15 protein-coding genes are annotated in these 17,074 nt (G+C 71.6%); 12 read left to right on the top strand and 3 right to left on the bottom strand.

The features are described from left to right. Genes ACIRDX_RS03205 through ACIRDX_RS03195 form a run of 3 tightly spaced genes read right to left on the bottom strand, consistent with a single transcriptional unit; the run spans position 1 to position 2,678 of the window. Positions 1-744, bottom strand: a complete 744-nt coding sequence (locus tag ACIRDX_RS03205; RefSeq protein ID WP_396623957.1) for a polyprenol monophosphomannose synthase — start codon at positions 742-744, stop codon at positions 1-3. Continuing rightward, on the bottom strand, positions 741-1,601 hold the full coding sequence (locus ACIRDX_RS03200) for a glycosyltransferase family 2 protein (protein ID WP_396623956.1): 861 nt from the start codon (positions 1,599-1,601) through the stop codon (positions 741-743). The genes ACIRDX_RS03205 and ACIRDX_RS03200 overlap by 4 nt, the downstream gene beginning before the upstream one ends. Before the next feature lie 6 nt (positions 1,602-1,607). After that, positions 1,608-2,678 carry a glycosyltransferase family 4 protein gene (locus ACIRDX_RS03195; protein ID WP_396623955.1) on the bottom strand — a complete coding sequence of 357 codons (1,071 nt, stop codon included), beginning with the start codon at positions 2,676-2,678 and terminating at the stop codon, positions 1,608-1,610. A gap of 135 nt (positions 2,679-2,813) precedes the next feature. Here ACIRDX_RS03195 and ACIRDX_RS03190 point away from each other — a divergent pair, with 135 nt between their 5' ends. The 12 genes from ACIRDX_RS03190 (at position 2,814) to ACIRDX_RS03135 (ending at position 17,065) form a co-directional block, all read left to right on the top strand. After that, positions 2,814-3,260, top strand: a complete 447-nt coding sequence (locus ACIRDX_RS03190) for a division/cell wall cluster transcriptional repressor MraZ (protein WP_396623954.1) — start codon at positions 2,814-2,816, stop codon at positions 3,258-3,260. Between the two features lie 7 nt (positions 3,261-3,267). Beyond that, positions 3,268-4,152: a 16S rRNA (cytosine(1402)-N(4))-methyltransferase RsmH gene (gene rsmH, locus ACIRDX_RS03185; protein WP_396623953.1), complete on the top strand. Its 885-nt coding sequence runs from the start codon at positions 3,268-3,270 to the stop codon at positions 4,150-4,152. A 1-nt stretch (position 4,153) separates the two neighbouring features. Beyond that, complete coding sequence (ftsL, locus tag ACIRDX_RS03180; protein WP_396623952.1) at positions 4,154-4,537, top strand: cell division protein FtsL; 384 nt, start codon at positions 4,154-4,156, stop codon at positions 4,535-4,537. Continuing rightward, positions 4,534-6,900, top strand: a complete 2,367-nt coding sequence (locus ACIRDX_RS03175; RefSeq protein WP_396623951.1) for a penicillin-binding transpeptidase domain-containing protein — start codon at positions 4,534-4,536, stop codon at positions 6,898-6,900. Before ftsL ends, ACIRDX_RS03175 begins: the two co-directional genes overlap by 4 nt. Continuing rightward, positions 6,897-8,438, top strand: a complete 1,542-nt coding sequence (locus ACIRDX_RS03170; protein ID WP_396623950.1) for a UDP-N-acetylmuramoyl-L-alanyl-D-glutamate--2,6-diaminopimelate ligase — start codon at positions 6,897-6,899, stop codon at positions 8,436-8,438. The genes ACIRDX_RS03175 and ACIRDX_RS03170 overlap by 4 nt, the downstream gene beginning before the upstream one ends. Next, entirely contained in the window at positions 8,435-9,826 is a 1,392-nt protein-coding gene (gene murF, locus ACIRDX_RS03165) for a UDP-N-acetylmuramoyl-tripeptide--D-alanyl-D-alanine ligase (RefSeq protein ID WP_396623949.1), read from the top strand. Before ACIRDX_RS03170 ends, murF begins: the two co-directional genes overlap by 4 nt. Beyond that, positions 9,826-10,911: a phospho-N-acetylmuramoyl-pentapeptide-transferase gene (mraY, locus tag ACIRDX_RS03160; protein WP_396623948.1), complete on the top strand. Its 1,086-nt coding sequence runs from the start codon at positions 9,826-9,828 to the stop codon at positions 10,909-10,911. Before murF ends, mraY begins: the two co-directional genes overlap by 1 nt. Then, positions 10,908-12,299 (top strand): UDP-N-acetylmuramoyl-L-alanine--D-glutamate ligase, encoded by a 1,392-nt coding sequence (gene murD, locus ACIRDX_RS03155; RefSeq protein WP_396623947.1) that lies wholly within the window; start codon positions 10,908-10,910, stop codon positions 12,297-12,299. Before mraY ends, murD begins: the two co-directional genes overlap by 4 nt. Positions 12,300-12,483: 184 nt before the next feature. Beyond that, positions 12,484-13,602 carry a putative lipid II flippase FtsW gene (gene ftsW / locus ACIRDX_RS03150; protein WP_396623946.1) on the top strand — a complete coding sequence of 373 codons (1,119 nt, stop codon included), beginning with the start codon at positions 12,484-12,486 and terminating at the stop codon, positions 13,600-13,602. After that, complete coding sequence (gene murG / locus ACIRDX_RS03145) at positions 13,595-14,719, top strand: undecaprenyldiphospho-muramoylpentapeptide beta-N-acetylglucosaminyltransferase (protein WP_396623945.1); 1,125 nt, start codon at positions 13,595-13,597, stop codon at positions 14,717-14,719. The genes ftsW and murG overlap by 8 nt, the downstream gene beginning before the upstream one ends. A gap of 1 nt (position 14,720) precedes the next feature. Continuing rightward, positions 14,721-16,127, top strand: coding sequence for a UDP-N-acetylmuramate--L-alanine ligase (gene murC / locus ACIRDX_RS03140; RefSeq protein WP_396623944.1), 1,407 nt, complete (start codon positions 14,721-14,723; stop codon positions 16,125-16,127). Further along, positions 16,127-17,065 (top strand): cell division protein FtsQ/DivIB, encoded by a 939-nt coding sequence (locus ACIRDX_RS03135; protein ID WP_396623943.1) that lies wholly within the window; start codon positions 16,127-16,129, stop codon positions 17,063-17,065. Before murC ends, ACIRDX_RS03135 begins: the two co-directional genes overlap by 1 nt. The last annotated feature ends 9 nt before the right edge of the window (positions 17,066-17,074 follow it).

Genomic DNA, 17,074 nt, shown 5'->3' with positions numbered 1-17,074 from the left:
TCAGCCGCGTCGCCCGCGCCACGACGGGTGACGCAGGACGAGCCGCCAGGGTACGAACACCGACTCCAGGATGACCCCGCGCGACATCTTCGACTGCCCTTCGCGCCGCTCGACGTAGATGATCGGCACCTCCCCGATGCGGCAGCCCGTCCCCATCGCCTGGTAGAGCATCTCGACGAGGAAGGCGTAGCCGTCGGACACGAAGGCGCGCAACGGCAGGCGGGCGAGGGCCTCGCGCCGCCAGCAGCGATAGCCGCTGGTGCAGTCGCGGGCCGGCAGCGCCGTGATCGCCCGGACGTACCGGTTGGCGAACGTGCTCAGGATCAGCCGGCTCAGCGGCCAGTTGACCACGCTGACGCCGTACAGGTACCGCGAGCCGATCACGAGGTCGCAGGGCCCCGAGGCGATGGCCGCGACCAGGTCGGGCAGGTACTTCGGGTCGTGCGAGAAGTCGGCGTCCATCTGACAGACGAGGTCGACGTCCATCGTCACGGCCATCGACAGCGCGTCGACGTAGGACCGGCCGAGGCCGCGCTTGCCCGTGCGGTGCAGCACCTGCATCCGCCCGGGGAACTCGGCGGCCAGGTCGTCGGCGATCCGGCCCGTCCCGTCGGGCGAGGCGTCGTCGACGACCAGGATGGAGACGTGATCGCCCACGGCGAGTACCTGCCGGACCAGCACGGGCAGGTTGTCGCGCTCGTTGTACGTCGGCGTCACCACCAGGACGCGGGGCGGCGTCGTCATCCGCGGCCCTCCGAGCGAAGCGCCGAGATCTGCTCGGACACGAGGCCGACGAGGAACACGAGCACGGAGAACATCAGCAGCAGCACCGAGCCGTTGGCGATGCGGCCCGAGGTGGTCACCGTCCAGCCACCGTAGAGGACGCCGAGCAGGAAGGCGCCGACGCTGAGCGGCAGGAAGATCCGCATCGGGCTGTAGATCGTGACGATCTTCAGGATGATCAGCAGGAACTTGGTTCCGTCGCGGGCCAGCCGGATCTTGGACGTCCCCGTGCGCTGCCGCGCCTCGATCGGGTAGAAGTGGACGTTGTAGCCGGCCTTGATGCACGCCAGCGTGGTCGTGGTCGGCGTGGAGAAGCCGTTCGGGATCAGGTGCAGGAACTCCCGCAGCACGGCGCGCCGCGCGCCGCGGAAGCCTGACGTGAGGTCCGGAATCTCCCGGCCGGTCATGTAGGCGGCAAAGGCGTTCAGCAGGGTGTTGCCGATGCGACGCGCCCCCGTGGCCTGCGTGTGCATGGCACGCGCGCCCACCACCAGGTCGTACTCGCCGAGCAGGGCCACGATCGCCTGGGCGTCCTCGGGCTTGTGCTGCCCGTCGCCGTCGATCACCAGGACGTACTCACCCGAGGCTGCGCGCAGCCCGGTCTTCACCGCGGCCCCGTTGCCCTTGTTGTAGGGATGACGCAGCACTCGCGCGCCTGCGGCTGCGGCCGCCGCGCCGGTGTCGTCCGATGATCCGTCGTCGATGAGCAGCACCTCGTGCCAGGGCGCCGCCGCGCGTAACGCGCGGATGACGTCGCCCACGACAGGGCCCTCGTTGAAGGCGGGGATGAGGATCGAAACGGTGTCCGGGGCGGCCACGAGAGGTCAGGCGACGGGCGGTTCCTCGCGTCGCGCCAGGCCGGCGGTGAGCGCGGCAACGACTCCGTCCCAGGAAATCGCGCGGGTGCTATCGTACCCCGCCTCGCCCAGGGCTGCGGCTCGCGCAGGGCTGTCGGCCAGTTCGGCGAGGCAGGCGCCGAGCGCGGCAGCGTCGGGCGGGCCCACCAGGCCGTTCACCCCGTGCCTGACGAACTCGAGCACCCCGCCGCTGTCGGTGGCCGTCACCACCGGCCGCCGCGCCTCGAACGCCTCCAGCGTGACGTACCCGTAGTCCTCGTCGAACGGCGCGAACACCACGCCGCGGGCCCCGGCGTAGAGGTCGACGAGGGTCGGCTCGTCCACGGCCCCGAGCAGCGTCACGCGGTCGCCGAGGCCCAACTCCTCGATACGGCGCTCCAGGCCGTGCCGGTAGGTGCCCTCCCCGGCGATGAGCAATCGCATCGGCGCCGGGACGTGCGTCATGGCCTCGATGGCCAGGTCGACCCGCTTGACGGTCTCGAGGCGACCGACCGAAAGGAAATAGTCGCCGTAGGCCCCGGCCCGGAGCTTCGGGGCGAGGGGCGAGGGGTGGTAGAGCGGGGTCGACGGCACGCCGTTGAAGCGGGTCAGGCGGTCGGACGTGGTCTGCGAGATCGTGTAGACGGCCGCGCACTCACCGAGCATCTCGGTGTCGAGGGCCCGGAGCCGCTCCCGCACGGCGGTGTCGAGTTCCCGGTGGTCGAAATCGGCGTACTCGGTGCCGCAGAGGTCGTAGGCGGCCCGGTACTGGTGCATCAGCCAGGTCACCTTGTGGGGGTGGCGGACGCAGTACGTGGGGAACTTGGTGGGGATCACCAGGTCGATGGGCCGGCCGCAACTCTCGGTGAGGTCGAGCAGCCGCCAGGCGGCGGCGTGGGCCATCAGTTCCGGCTTCGGGTACCACTTGAAGGGGACGCTGACCCGCTCCACCAGACAGCCGTGGCGCTCCAACTGAGCGACCAACTCGCGGACCAGCGCCTCGGCCCCCCCGCGCACGAAGGGAACCTGCGCCTCGCAGACAAGCACTGTCGGGGCCAAGCGCCGAGCATCCTAGCACGCCGGAAACGGCGAAGCTAAGGCGAACTCCTTCCTGCTCAGAAGTTTCCGTTGACACCCGTTTCGGCGATGCCTATTCTCGCCGTGGACCAAAGTGGACGAAAGTGGAGAACTGTGGTGCTCCGCGGCCGCATTTCAACAAGGATTGACGACAAGGGGCGCCTCAAGGTGCCCAGCGCCTTTCGGGCGCACATCGAGCAGGAGTATGGGCCGGAGCTCTACCTGACCAGCCTGTCTCCCACTGGGGAATTCGTCCGCCTGTACCCCCTGAAGGTCTGGGAGTCGATCGAAGAGAAGCTCCGATCGCTGCCGCAACTCCACCCGGCCCGCAAATCCTTCGAAATGACCACCTCCTACTGGGGCCAGATGGCCGAATTCGACGCCCAGGGACGCGTGGTCCTCCCTCCACCCCTCCGCGAAGCCGCCGGGGCGTCTGCCGATGTCGACGTCCTCGGCATGCAGACCTGCCTCGACATCTGGAACAGCGACCGCATCCGGTCCCGGGTCCTGTCCGACGGGCTCACCGACGCCCACCTCGCCGACCTCGCCGCACTGGGGATCTGACCGCGTCATGCACGCCCCGGTACTCGTCGCGGAGGTCATCAGCCACCTGGCACCCGCACGCGGGGGCCTGTTCGTCGACTGCACCCTGGGTGCGGGCGGGCACACCCGTGCGCTCCTGGATGCTGGCGCCACCCGCGTCCTCGCCTTCGACCGCGACCGCACGGCCCTGTCGCTGGCCACCACGACCCTGGCCGACCGGCTCGACCGCGTCGAGATGGTCCATGCCGACTACCGCAGCCTCGGGGACGTGCTCGACGCCCGGGGTCTGACGGTGGTCGACGGCGGCATCCTCGCGGACCTCGGCGTGTCCTCCATGCAGTTGGACGACGCGGAGCGGGGGTTCAGCTTCCGGGCCGACGCTCCCCTGGACATGCGGATGGACCGTGACTCCGGCCTGACGGCGGCCGCACTCCTCCAGACGGTCGAGGAAGGCGCGCTCGCCGACGTCATCTACCAGTACGGCGAGGAGCGCTTCTCGCGTCGCATCGCCCGCGCCATCGTCCGCGCCCGCGAGGCGGGGCCGCTCGAGACGACCGGCCAGCTCGCGGCCATCGTGCGCCGCGCCGTGCCGACCAAGGGCTGGCAGCGCATCGATCCGGCCACCCGGACGTTCCAGGCGCTGCGCATCTGGGTGAACCGCGAACTCGAGGGCCTCGACACCTTCATCCGCGCGGCCGTCGCCCGGCTCGCCGCCGGCGCGCGCCTGGCCGTGATCGCGTTCCACTCGCTCGAGGACCGGATCGTCAAGCACACGCTGCGGTCCCTCGCGCAGGCCCCCGATCCGCTCGTGTCCCTCGTGACGCGCCGCCCCATCGAGGCGACCGACGAGGAAGTGGCCCGCAATCCCCGCGCCCGCAGCGCCAAGCTGCGCGTCGCCGAAAGGCTGGCCTGACGTGGACCAGGATTTCGGCGTCCACAAGAAGGTCCGCAACACCACCATCGTCCGCGAGGTGGACCACGCGCGCCAGCGCGACCTGGTGCGAACGGTCGCCGGGGGCGCGTGCGTGCTCGTCGCGGTCCTGTTCGCGGCGTGGCAGCACCTCGACTCGCGCCAGCTCCGTCGCCAGGCCGCGGACCTGTCGCGGGAACGGGCAACGCTGCTCGAGGCACAGCGCCACCTCAAGCTGGAGAAGGTCTCGCTGGAGCGGCCGTCCCGCATCGAGGCGCTCGCGACCGGCCAGCTGAAGATGAAGGCGGCGACGCGCGAGACGTCGGCCGTCATCGAGCGGGTGGTGGCGACGCCGCCGCCTGCCAGCGCCGTGGTGGCCCAGCGGTGACGCTCCGCACCAGAGACACCGCCGCGGATCCCGCTGCCGCGACGCTGAACAACCCGCGCCTCGTCCGGGCGGCCCACCAGGCCGAGCACGAGGCCGACGGCGCGCAGGCCGACTGGCGCGCGCTGGTGCGCCCGCGTCTGGCGTTGGCCGGCGCGCTGATGCTGTTCTGGGCGCTCGGCATCGTGTTGCGGCTCGTGCACCTGCAGGTCTACCAGCACGACGCGCTGGTGGCGCGGGCCGAGAGCCAGCAGAGCCAGACCATCGACCTCAACCCGCGCCGCGGCCGGATGCTCGACCGCTACGGGCGCCTGCTCGCCTACAGCGTCGACGGCGACGTCATCTACGCGGTGCCGAGCGATGTGGACGACCCATCCGCGCTCGCGGCGAAGCTCTGCGCCGAGCTCGACGACTGCGACGCCGAGGAGCGCGCCTCGCTCACGCAGCGGCTCGACGCGCGTCGCGACAAGGCGCTCGTGCTCGGGACGCTCTCGGAAACCGAGGCCGGCAAGATCGCTGCCCTGCGTCACCGCGGCCTGATCGTCAACCGGGGCAAGGGCGGCCGCACGGGGACGTTGACGGTCGACACGGCCCTCGTCGATACGGCCAAGGCCGCGACGATCGCCGATGCCGTGTGCCAGGCGCTTGCGACCTGCACCGACGACACGCGCGAGACGATCGAGAAGCGCCTCCAGGGCAAGAAGTCCTTCGTGTACATCCGCCGGCGCTCGACGCCGGCAGAGGCGCAGCGCATCGCCGCGCTCAAGCTCGACGGCGTCGGCTTCATGAAGGAGAGCCGCCGCTACTACCCCAACCGCGAGCTCGCCTCGTCGCTGCTCGGCTTCGTCGACGCGAAGAACCACGGCGTCGGCGGCCTCGAACTGGTGCACAACGAGGCCGTATCGGGCACGGGTGGCACGCTGATCGTGCAGCACGACGCCCAGCAGAACGTGCTCTCGGCCGTGGTCCACAAGGCGCCGACGGCGGGGATGACCCTCGAGCTCACGATCGACGCGCGGCTGCAGTTCATCGCCGAGCGCGAGCTGCGCACCGCGGTGGACGCGCACGGCGCCGAGGGCGGCACGGTCGTGATGATGGACCCGCACACGGGCGAGATCCTCGCCATGGTGAGCGAGCCGCACTTCAACCCGAACAACTCGAGCCAGGTCGATCGCCGCAACCGCGTCAACCGCGCCGTCGAGTCGATCTACGAGCCGGGCTCCACGTTCAAGACCATCACCGCCGCAGCCGCGCTCGAAGAGGGCGTCATCGAACCCTCCGACATCGTCGACGCGACGATGCCCTGCCGGTTCGGCAGCGCGAAGGCCATCACCGACGTGCACCAGGTCGGCGTGGTGCCGTTCGAGACGGTCTTCGCCAAGTCGAGCAACTGCGGCACGGCACGCGTGGCGGTGCAGCGCCTCGGCACCGAGCGGCTCATGCGGTACGTGAAGCGCTTCGGCTTCGGCGCCCGCGCGACGCGTGACTTCCCGGCCGAGAGCGCCGGGATCACCAAGCAGGTCAAGGACGTGCGCGAGCACGACCTGGCGCGCATCGCCATCGGGTACACGGTGGCCGTGACGCCGCTGCAGATGGCGGCGGCGATGAGCGCGGTGGCCAACGGTGGCGAACTGCTGAAGCCGCGCATCGTGCGCGCGACCATCGAGGGCACCGTGCGCACGGCGACGACGCGCGAGGTGGTCCGCCGGGCCATCAGCCCGCGCACGTCCGCACGCCTGACCGCGTTGATGGAGTCGGTCGTCGAGACCGGCACGGCGAAGGCGGCGCTCTCGGGCCTCGTCCAGCAGGGCTACACGATCGCGGCCAAGACGGGCACGGCGCGCAAGCTGGGTCCCGGGGGCCGCGGCTACCTGATGGAGTACATGGCGTCGACGGCCGGCTTCTTCCCGTCGCGCAACCCGGCCGTCGCGATGATCGTGGTCATCGACGCGCCGAAGAAGGGCAGCATCTACGGCGGTGCCGTCGCCGCGCCGGTGTTCCAGCGCATCGCCGACGCCACCCTGCGTCACCTCGCGATTCCGCCCACGGTCAACAAGCAGGCGCCGCTGGTCGTGGCGCGCGGGCAGGACGGTCCGCGACTGCAGCCGGCCGACAGCCGCGGCGGGGTGCCCCGCGTCGCGATGACCGGACGCACCGAACTGCCCGACCTGTCCGGGCAGAGCGCGCGTGTGGCGGTGCGGACGCTGATCGATCTGGGCTGGGAGCCCCGGTTGCGCGGCGCCGGCGACTTCGTGGTGCGGCAGAGCGCGCCCGCCGGCACGCCGGTCGGCGAGGGCGGCGTGTGCCTGCTCGAACTCGCGCGCTACCCGGCCGAGCCCGAGCCGATCGTGGAGGGGCAGCCGTGACGACGGCCTGGACCCTCGACGGCCTGCTGGCCGAGGTGGTGCGGCTGACGCCGCTGCAGGTGCCGGCGCTCGGCGCCGCCGCGACGCAGGTCGTCACCGGCATCGCCTACGACTCGCGCGCGGTCACGCCGGGCGCGGTGTTCGTCGCGCTCCGGGGCACGCAGCGTGACGGCACGGAGTACGCCGCACAGGCGATCGCCCGCGGCGCCATCGCGGTGGTGGCCGACCGCCCTGCCCCGCTCTCGGTCGACGTGCCATGGATCGTCGCCGACCAGGGGCGCGTGGCGTTGGCGGCCTGCGCCGCGACCTGGTATCGCCATCCCAGCGACCACCTGCTGCTGGTGGGCGTGACGGGTACCAACGGCAAGACGACCTCGACGTACCTCCTCGAAGGCGTGTTCGCGGCCGCCGGGTGGGCCAGCGGCCGTATCGGCACCACCGGCACGCGCATCGGCGCCACCGAGCGCCCCTCGGCGCGCACGACGCCCGAGGCGCCCGATCTCCAGGGGCTGCTGCGCGAGATGGTCGACGCCGGCTGCCGCGCCTGCGCGATGGAAGTCTCGTCGCACGCCCTCGATCTCGAGCGCGTCTCGTTCACGCGCTTCGGCGCCGCCGTCTTCACCAACCTGACGCGCGATCACCTCGACTACCACGGCGACATGGAGGCCTACTTCCGGGCCAAGCGCCGCCTGTTCGAGATGTTGCCGCCGGAGGCGCCGGCCGCGATCAACCTCGACGATCCGCGCGGCGAGTCCCTCGTCGGCGTGGTGCGTCGCCCGGTCACGTTCGCGCTCTCGCGCGAGGCCGACGTGATGCCGACGGCCTTGTCGCTCACGCTCGACGGGATCGACGCCACGCTGCGCACGCCTGCCGGCCCCCTGCGGCTGCGTACCCGGCTGCCGGGGCGGCCCAACGCCTACAACGCCCTCGGGGTCGTGGCGGCCTGCATCGGCCTCGAGATCCCCGTTGCGGACATCGAGCGCGGCCTCGCCGAGATGCCCTCGGTCCCGGGCCGCTTCGAGGTGGTGTCGAGCGCGCACGATGACGTGAGCGTGATCGTCGACTACGCGCACACCGACGACGCGCTGAAGAACCTGCTCGAGACGGCCCGCGCGCTCGCACCGCGCCGCATCGTGACCGTGTTCGGCTGTGGCGGCGACCGCGATCGCACCAAGCGGCCGTTGATGGGGGCCGTGGCGGCGCGGCTCAGCGACCTCGTGATCCTCACGTCGGACAATCCCCGATCGGAGGATCCGGCCGCGATCATCGAGGACATCAAGCGTGGCCTGGTGCAGCCGGAGCGCCCGACGCGCCACGCGGGACAGACCGTCGTCGCGGTGCGGACCACGCCCTGGCGCGCCATCGTCGACCGCGAGGAGGCGATTACGCGTGCCATCGTCGAGGCGCAGCCCGGCGACCTGGTGTTGATCGCGGGCAAGGGGCACGAGTCGACGCAGACGATCGGCGACCGCGTGCTGCCGTTCGAGGACGGCAAGGTCGCGCGCGGCGCACTGCGGCGGCGGGGAGGCGCGCGATGAGCGTCCAGCCCTTCGCGCTCACGGCGGGCGAGATGGCCCGCGCCTTCGGCGGCGCCCTGGTGGGCGGCGATGCCGGCGTACCGCTGCCGACCGTGTCGATCGACACGCGCACCGTGGCGCCGGGCGACCTCTTCGTGGCCATCGTCGGTCCGCGCTTCGACGGTCACGCGTTCGTGGCCGACGCGATCGCGCGCGGTGCGGCGGCCGTCGTGGTGAGTGAGGCCTCGGCGGTGGCGGCCTCGCCGGTGCCGGCGATCGTCGTCGACGACACGCTGCGGGGCCTGCAGGACGCGGCGCGCGCCATCAGGCGTCGCGCGGGCTCGACGGTCGTGGCGATCACCGGCAGCGCCGGCAAGACGACGACCAAGGAGATCACGGCGACGTTGCTGGCACGCCGGTTCACGACGTTCCGCAACCGCGGCAACCTGAACAACCACATCGGGCTGCCGCTGTCGCTGTTCGAGCTGCACACGGCGCCGCAGTTCGCGGTGATGGAACTCGGCATGAGCGGTTTCGGCGAGATCCGACGCCTCGTCGAGCTTGCCGAGCCGCGTTACCGCGTGTGGACCAACGTGGGCGAGGCCCACCTGGGCTTCTTCGCCAGCGTCGAGGACATCGCGGTCGCCAAGCAGGAAATCCTCGAGGGCGCGGGTCCCGACGACGTGTTCGTCGCCAACGCGGGCGACCCGAGGGTCGCGGCGCGCGTGGCCGGATTCCCGGGGCGCGTGGTGTCGTTCGGCGTCGACGTGCCGGCCGACGTCGCCGTGAGCGACGTGCGCGCCCGCGGCTTTGCCGGCAGTGCGGCGACGCTGTCGCTCCTCGGCGAGCGCCGGTCGATCGAGACGCGCCTGCTCGGCGCGGCCAACCTCGCCAACATCGCCGCGGGCGCCGCCGTCGGCCTCACCGCCGGGCTCTCGGCCGACGACATCGTCGCCGGCATCGCCGACCTGGCGCCCGCCGCGCATCGCGGCGAGGTGGTGAAGGCCCCCGGCGGCTGGGTGGTGATCGACGATGCGTACAACTCGAGCCCGAGCGCGCTGACGCGTGCGCTGGAGACGCTCGCGAGCACGCCGGGGCGGCACCTCGCGGTGCTCGGCGAGATGCTCGAACTCGGCGAGTTCAGCGAGGGCTATCACGCCGCGTGCGGCCGGAGCGCTGCGGAACTCGGGATGGCGGCGATCGTCGCGGTCGGCGGCGCGCCCGCCAGGGCGCTCGCCGAGGCCGCGCGCGCGGCGGGGGCGCCCGTGGTGCATCACGTGGCCGACAGCACCGCTGCCGCCGACCTCGCCCGAACGCTCGTGCGCGAGGGCGACGCCGTGCTGGTGAAGGGGTCGCGGGGCATCCGGATGGAAGTGGTCGTGCAGGCGCTCACCGAGGGGGGACGCTGATGCTGTACCACCTCCTGTTCCGCTTCCACGAGACGTTCTCCATCCTCAACGTCACGCGGTACATCACGTTCCGGACGGCGGCAGCGAGCATCACGGCGCTCGTGATCAGCCTCGCCTTCGGTGGCCTGCTGATCCGCAAGCTCCGCGAGTTCCAGATCGGGCAGGTGATCCGCCACGAGGGTCCGGAGAGCCATCGTCCCAAGGCGGGCACGCCGACGATGGGGGGCCTGCTGATCCTGGCAGCGGCCATCACGCCGACGCTGCTGTGGGCCGACCTCACCAACGCCTACATCTGGATCGCCGTGCTCGCGACCATGGCGTTCGGCGCCATCGGGTTCGCCGACGACTACCTGAAGATCACGCGGCGCAATCATCACGGCCTGCTGCCGCGCTACAAGTCGGGCGGCCAGCTCGTGGTGGCGTTGCTGGTCGGCATCACGCTGATCGTGCTGGCCAACAAGGGCCTCTACAACACCCGGCTCATCTTCCCGTTCTTCAAGGACCTGATTCCGGATCTCGGCCTGCTGTACATCCCGTTCGCGGTGCTCGTGCTCGTCGGCTCATCCAATGCGGTGAACCTGACCGACGGTCTCGACGGGCTCGCCATCAGCTGCTTCGCCGTGGCCGCGGCCACCTTCACGGCGCTGGCGTACGTGACCGGGCACCGGGTGCTCGCCGACTACCTCCTGCTGGTGCGCTTCGCGCCGGCGGCCGAACTCACCGTGTTCTGCGGGGCGCTGGTCGGCGCCAGCCTGGGCTTCCTCTGGTTCAACTCGTACCCGGCCGAGATCTTCATGGGCGACGTCGGGTCGCTCGCCCTCGGCGGCGCGCTCGGCACGGTCGCGATCCTCATCAAGCAGGAACTGCTGCTGGTGATCGTCGGCGGCGTGTTCGTGCTCGAGGCCGCCTCGGTCATCCTGCAGGTCGGCTCCTTCAAGCTCCGCGGCAAGCGCATCTTCCGGATGGCGCCGCTGCACCACCACTTCGAGCTCAGTGGCTGGAGCGAGCCGAAGGTCATCACCCGCTTCCTGATCATCGCGATCGTGTGCGCGTTGTTCAGCCTCACCACCCTCAAGCTGCGATGACGACGATCCCGTACGACGTCTCGGGGCGCCATGTGGCGGTGGTGGGCGGCGGGCGCAGCGGCCTGGCGGCGAGCCGTCTCGTCGTGCAGCGCGGCGGGCGCGTGACGCTGATCGACGCCAAGGACGCGCTCGCCGAGCGGGCCGACCTCGAGGCCCTCGGCGTGTCGCTGGCGCTGGGCGCGATGCCTGCCGACGTACCGGCCGATGCCTCGCTCGTGGTGGTGAGTCCCGGCGTGCCTGCCGATGCCGTGCCCCTCGAGGCGGCGCGGGCGCGCGGGGTCACCGTGATCGGTGAGCTGGAGTTCGCGGCGTCGTTCCTGGCGGGCCCGGTGATCGCGATCACGGGCTCCAAGGGCAAGAGCACGACGACGACGCTGGTGGGCCGGATGATCGCCGCCTCGGGCCAGAAGGTCCTGGTCGGCGGCAACATCGGCGTCCCGCTCTCGGCGCAGGTGGACGCCTCGACGCCCGACACCTGGCACGTCGTCGAGACGAGCAGCTTCCAGCTCGAGACGATCGTCCGCTACCACCCGCACGTCGCGGCGTGGCTGAACTTCTCGCCGGACCATCTCGATCGGCACCGGACCGAGGCCGCCTACGAGCAGGCCAAGGCCCGCGTGTTCGAGAACCAGGGGCCGGCGGACTGGGCGGTGGTGCCGGCGAGCGACGCGCGCATCCGCGGCCATGCGGCGCGGCATGGCGCGCGCCTGGTCCCCTTCGGCGTCGACCTGTCGCAGGAGGACGGTGTCGGGCTGCAGGGCGACGTGATTGCGCGGCGCCGTGCCCGCGGCAGTCCCGAGCCGCTGGTGCCGGTGTCGGCGGTGCGCCTCACGGGGCGTCACATGCTGGGCAACGTGATGGCGGCCTGCGCGATGGCCGATCTCGCCGGCGTGTCAGGCGAGGCGATGGCGCAGGCGGTCGAGGGCTTCACGGGCCTCGAGCACGCGCTCGAGTACGTGGCCACCATCGGCGGCGCGCGGTTCTACAACGACTCGAAGGCCACCAATGTCGAGGCCGCGACGATGGCGATCGAGGCGTTCGACGTGCCGGTCACGGCGATCGTCGGTGGCGTGTACAAGGGCGGCGACTTCGCGCGCCTCGGCCCGCCCCTGCGTGCGCGCGGGGGCAGCGTCGTGGCGATCGGTGAGGCGGCGCCACTGGTGGAGCAGGCCCTCGGATCGCTGGTGCCTATGACGCACGCGTCGACGCTGGACGACGCGGTGTCGCAGGCGCTGGCGCAGCGGGCGTCCGGTGGCGTGGTGCTGCTGGCGCCGGCCTGCGCGAGTTTCGACATGTTCCGCGACTACGCCGATCGTGGTCGCGCATTCAAGGCCATCGTGGCCCGCCTCGCGGCGGCGCACGGCGGCCAGGAGGTGCGGAACGGGTGAGTGGTGAGCAGTCATCAGCTGGCGCGACGCGGTCGGGAGCTGGCCGCTGGGAACGCAGGATGCCCCGTCTTGCGAGGTCTGTGTCCCGGCCCGTGCGCTTGCTGATGACTGCTGACCGCTCACCATTCGTTCCGCACCCCATCGTTTCGGGCGCAGCGCGCTGCGCCTTTAGGGGGAGGGTGTCATGGCTCGCAAGCTGAAGTCGGACAAGTGGCTCTTCGGGGCCGCCTTCTTCCTCGTGTGCGTGAGCGTGGTGATGGTGTATTCGGCGCTCGCGGGCAAGGCCATGGACGCCACGTCGATCTCCGTGCAGCTGATCGCCAGGCAGGCGACGTGGGTGGCGCTCGGCGCCTTCCTGATGGTGATCGTGATGCGGGTGCCGTATCACGCGTGGCAGCACCCCACCGTGATCAACACCGCCATGGGCGGGGTGATTGCCGCGCTGCTCCTGCTCGCGGTGATGAAGCTGACCGGGGCCGGGCACAGCGTCAAGGGGGCGGTCAGGTGGCTGGGCGTCGGCAGCGTCGGCATCCAGCCCTCGGAGTTCGCCAAGCTCGCCGTGGTCCTGTTCGTCGCGCGCCTGCTCAGCGAGCGCATGGAGCGGGTCAACGACGTACGGAGCGTGCTCGTGCCGGTCGGCACCGTGCTGGCGACGATCGCCGCGCTCGTTCTCTACCAGCCCGACCTCGGCACCACCGTCTCGATCATCCTCATCGCCTTCGCGATGCTCTTCGCGGCCGGCCTGAGCCTGCACTACATCGGCGCGGCGGCGCTGGTCGCCGTGCCGGTGCTGTACGTGCTCGTGTGGCTGGTGCCGTTCCGGAAGGCGCGCGTCATGGCGTTCCTGGACCCGTGGGCCGACCCGCTCGGCAGCGGCTTCCAGATCATCCAGTCGCTGATCGCCGTCGGGACCGGCGGGTACTGGGGACGCGGCCTGATGGAGGGGCTGCAGAAGGTGCGCTTCCTGCCCGAACCCCACACCGACTTCATCTACGCCGTGATCAGCGAGGAGCTGGGGATGCTGGGGGCAATCGCCGTCCTGCTCGCGCTGCTGGTGATCGGCTGGCGCGGGCTGCGCATCGCGGCCAATGCCCAGGACCGCTTCGGCACCTTCCTCGCCGTCGGCCTCACGACGATGATGGCCGTGCAGGGGCTGATCAACATCAGCGTGGTGCTGGGGCTCTTGCCGACCAAGGGCCTCCCGCTCCCGTTCGTCAGCTCCGGCGGGTCCTCGATGCTGGTCAACCTGATCGGCCTCGGCATCCTCCTCAACGTGTCGCAGCACGCGTCCATCGATGCCTGAGACCCCGGCCACTGCGCCCGTGGGCACGCGGCCTCGCCACGTGCTGGTTGCCGGCGGCGGCACCGGGGGACACCTGTACCCGGGCATCGCCGTGGCCCACGCGCTGCGCAAGCGCGATCCGCGGACCGTGGTGTCCTTCGTGGGCACGGCGCGCGGCATCGAGGCGCGCATCGTCCCGCAGGAGGGCTTCGACCTGGACGTGATCCGCAGCGCGGGGCTCAAGGGCAAGAGCGCGGGGGCCGTGGCGCGTGGCGTCGGCCTGCTGCCGCTGAGCGCCCTCGACGCCTGGCAGGCGATCTCGCGGCGACATCCGGATCTGGTGATCGGCGTCGGGGGCTACAGCTCCGGCCCCGTCGTGGCCCTGGCCGCGGCGCGGGGAATCCCGACGTTGCTGCTCGAGCAGAACGCGACCCCGGGCCTGACCAATCGCTGGCTCGCCCGGCTGGTGGACGCCGCAGGCGTCACCTACGAGTCGTCGCTGCGCTTCTTCCATGGCCACGGGTTCGTGTCCGGCAATCCCGTCCGCGAGGCGTTCCTCGCCATCGGGCCGCGGCCGGTCACGGCGGGTGAACGGAGGGTGCTCGTCTTCGGAGGTTCCCAGGGTGCACACGCGATCAATCAGGCGATGGTGGCGGCAGCGGCGCACATTCGTGAACTGGCGGACCAGGGTTGCACCGTCGTGCACCAGACGGGGGAGCGTGACCTCGAAACGGTGAAGGCGGGCTATGCCGCGGCCGGCATCGCAGCCGATGTCCGTGCCTTCATCGCCGACATGCCCCAGCAGATGGCCGACGCCGACGTGGTGGTGTGCCGCGCCGGTGCGACGACGCTCGCCGAGCTCACCGCCGCGGGCCGGGTCGGCATCCTCATCCCGTTCCCGCAGGCCACCGACGATCACCAGCGGGCCAATGCCCGCACGCTCGAGGCGGCGGGCGCCGCGGTGATGCTCGACGAGGTCGACCTCACCGGCGAGCGGCTTGCCGCCGAGATCCGCGCCTTGCTGCTCGACGACGAGCGGCGCGTGGCCATGGCGACGCGCGCGCGCGGCCTGGCGCGACCCGATGCGGCCGACGTCATCGCCGCCCGGGCCGAGGCGCTCATGCAGGGGAGGCACTGACATGTCTGCGCCCCGGCACGTGCACTTCGTCGGCATCGGCGGCATCGGCATGAGCGGCATCGCCGAGCTGCTCGTGAACCTCGGGTACGTCGTGAGCGGATCGGACGCCCGGACGACCGACATCACGCGGCGGCTGGCGTCGATGGGCGTGCGCGTGCACGAGGGCCACGATGCGGCGCATGTCGGCGAGGCCGACGTCGTCGTCGTGACGTCGGCGGCCCGGCAGGACAACCCCGAGATCGTCGAGGCGCGGCGCCGCGGCGTGCCGGTCATCGCGCGTGCCGAGATGCTCGCCGAGCTGATGCGCCTGCGTCGCATCGGCATCGCCATCGGCGGGGCGCACGGCAAGACCACCACCACGTCGATGGTCGCGCTGATGCTCGAGCGGGCGGGGCTCGACCCGACGGCCGTGATCGGCGGCCGGCTCAGCGCCTTCGGCAGCAACGCGCGTCTCGGCCAGGGCGACATCATCGTCGCCGAGGCCGACGAGAGCGATGGGTCGTTCCTCAAGCTGTCGCCGGTGATCAGCGTGATCACCAACGTCGACCGCGAACACCTCGATCACTACGGGACGTTCGAGCGGGCGCTCGACGCCTTCGTCGAGTTCGCCAACCGGGTGCCGTTCGACGGGGCCGTCGTGGTGTGCGCCGACGACCCCGTGCTGATGGGCCTGCTGCCCCGCATGACGCGGACAGTGGTGACCTACGCCACCGACCATGACGACGCCACGCTCGTCGCCCGCGACATCGAGAGCGGCAAGGGGCAGGCGTCGTGCACGGTGTGGCGACGGCCGGCGCGATCGGATGCGGGTCAGGCGCACGAGTGCCTCGGACGCCTGACGATTCACGTGCCCGGGCGCCACAACCTGCGCAACGCGCTCGCCGCGGTAGGGGTCGGGCTGCAGCTCGACGTCCCGTTCGACCGCATCGCGGCAGGGCTGGCCGAGTTCCGCGGCGCCGAGCGCCGCCTGCAGGTGGTGGGCGAGCGCGCCGGGGTCCTGGTGGTCGACGACTACGGTCACCACCCCACCGAGATCGCGGCCGTGGTGGCCGCGTGCCGCGAGGCCTGGGCGCGCCGGCTGGTGCTGCTGTTCCAGCCGCATCGCTACACCCGGACCGCCGGCCTGATGGACGAGTTCGCCGACGTCCTCGCGCGCGCCGACGACGTGTGCCTGCTGCCGATCTACGCCGCCAGCGAGGACCCGCTGCCCGGCGTCACCTCCGCCGCGCTCGCCGAGCGCATCAGCGCGCGGAGCGGGCGACAGGTGCACCTGGTCGATGGCCTGGACGCTGCGCCAGAGATGGTCGCGGCACTGCTGCGCCCCGGTGACCTGATCGTGACGCTCGGCGCCGGCTCGGTCGGCAGCCTCGGACCGCGCGTGCTGGCCGCGCTGGAGGGACGCGCCTGATGCCGCCCCGTCCACAGGGCCGAGGGGCACGCCGCGTGCCGGGCGCCGCCCCGCGCGACCCGCGCCTGCTGCGCGCGCGCGACGGCGGGACGCGCGCCGGCGCGGCCTGGCGGGCCCGGGCCTGGACCATCGCGCGCGTCGCGACGCTGGTCGTGCTGCTGATCGGGTCGGGCTGGTACGTGCAGCACGTGATGACCAGTGGCGAGGCCTTCGCGGTCCAGAAGCTGCACGTGATCGGCGTGTCGCGGCTGTCGCAGGGCGAGGTGCAGGGGCTGCTCGACGGCCTGGTGGGCCGGAACATCGTCCGGACCAGCCTGGAGCCCTGGCGGCAGAAGCTGCTGGCCTCGCCGTGGGTGCGAGAGGCGAGCCTCCGGCGCGCCCTGCCGTCGACCATCGAGGTGCGGATCACCGAGCGCCTGCCGATGGCCGTCGCCCGCGCTGGCGATCTCCTGCTGCTCATCGACGAGCAGGGCGCCGTGGTGGACGAGTTCGGCCCGCGGTACGGGCGCCTCGACCTGCCCATCGTCGACGGCCTGGTCGACACGGCCGCGCCGCCGGCCACGCCTCCCGACGAGGCGCGCGTGGCGCTGGTGTCGTCGGTGCTGGTGTCGCTGCGTGATGCGGGCCTGCTCGGGCGGGTGTCGCAGATCGACGTGCGGCAGCCGCGCAACGTCGTGGTGATGCTCTCGGGCGACACGGCGCAGTTGCTGGTCGGGCACGAGCGGTTCGCCGAGCGTGTGCAGGGCTACCTCGACATGCAGGAGCGGCTCACCCGCATGGTCGAGCAGGTGGAATCGGTGGATTTGCGGTTCGACAACCGCGTGTACGTCCGCCCGCGCAAGTCGGGCGTGACCTTCGCGACGATGCCACAGGTCCCCGACGGGGAAACCGTGGAGGAAGCGCTGGCGGAACCAGAGGACGCTGATGGACAGCACTGAACTCATGAG

This window comes from Luteitalea sp. (assembly GCF_044337415.1).
GTDB lineage: Bacteria > Acidobacteriota > Vicinamibacteria > Vicinamibacterales > Vicinamibacteraceae > Luteitalea.
Note: the sequence above shows the minus strand (reverse complement) of the source record. Positions and strands in the feature narration are given on the sequence as shown.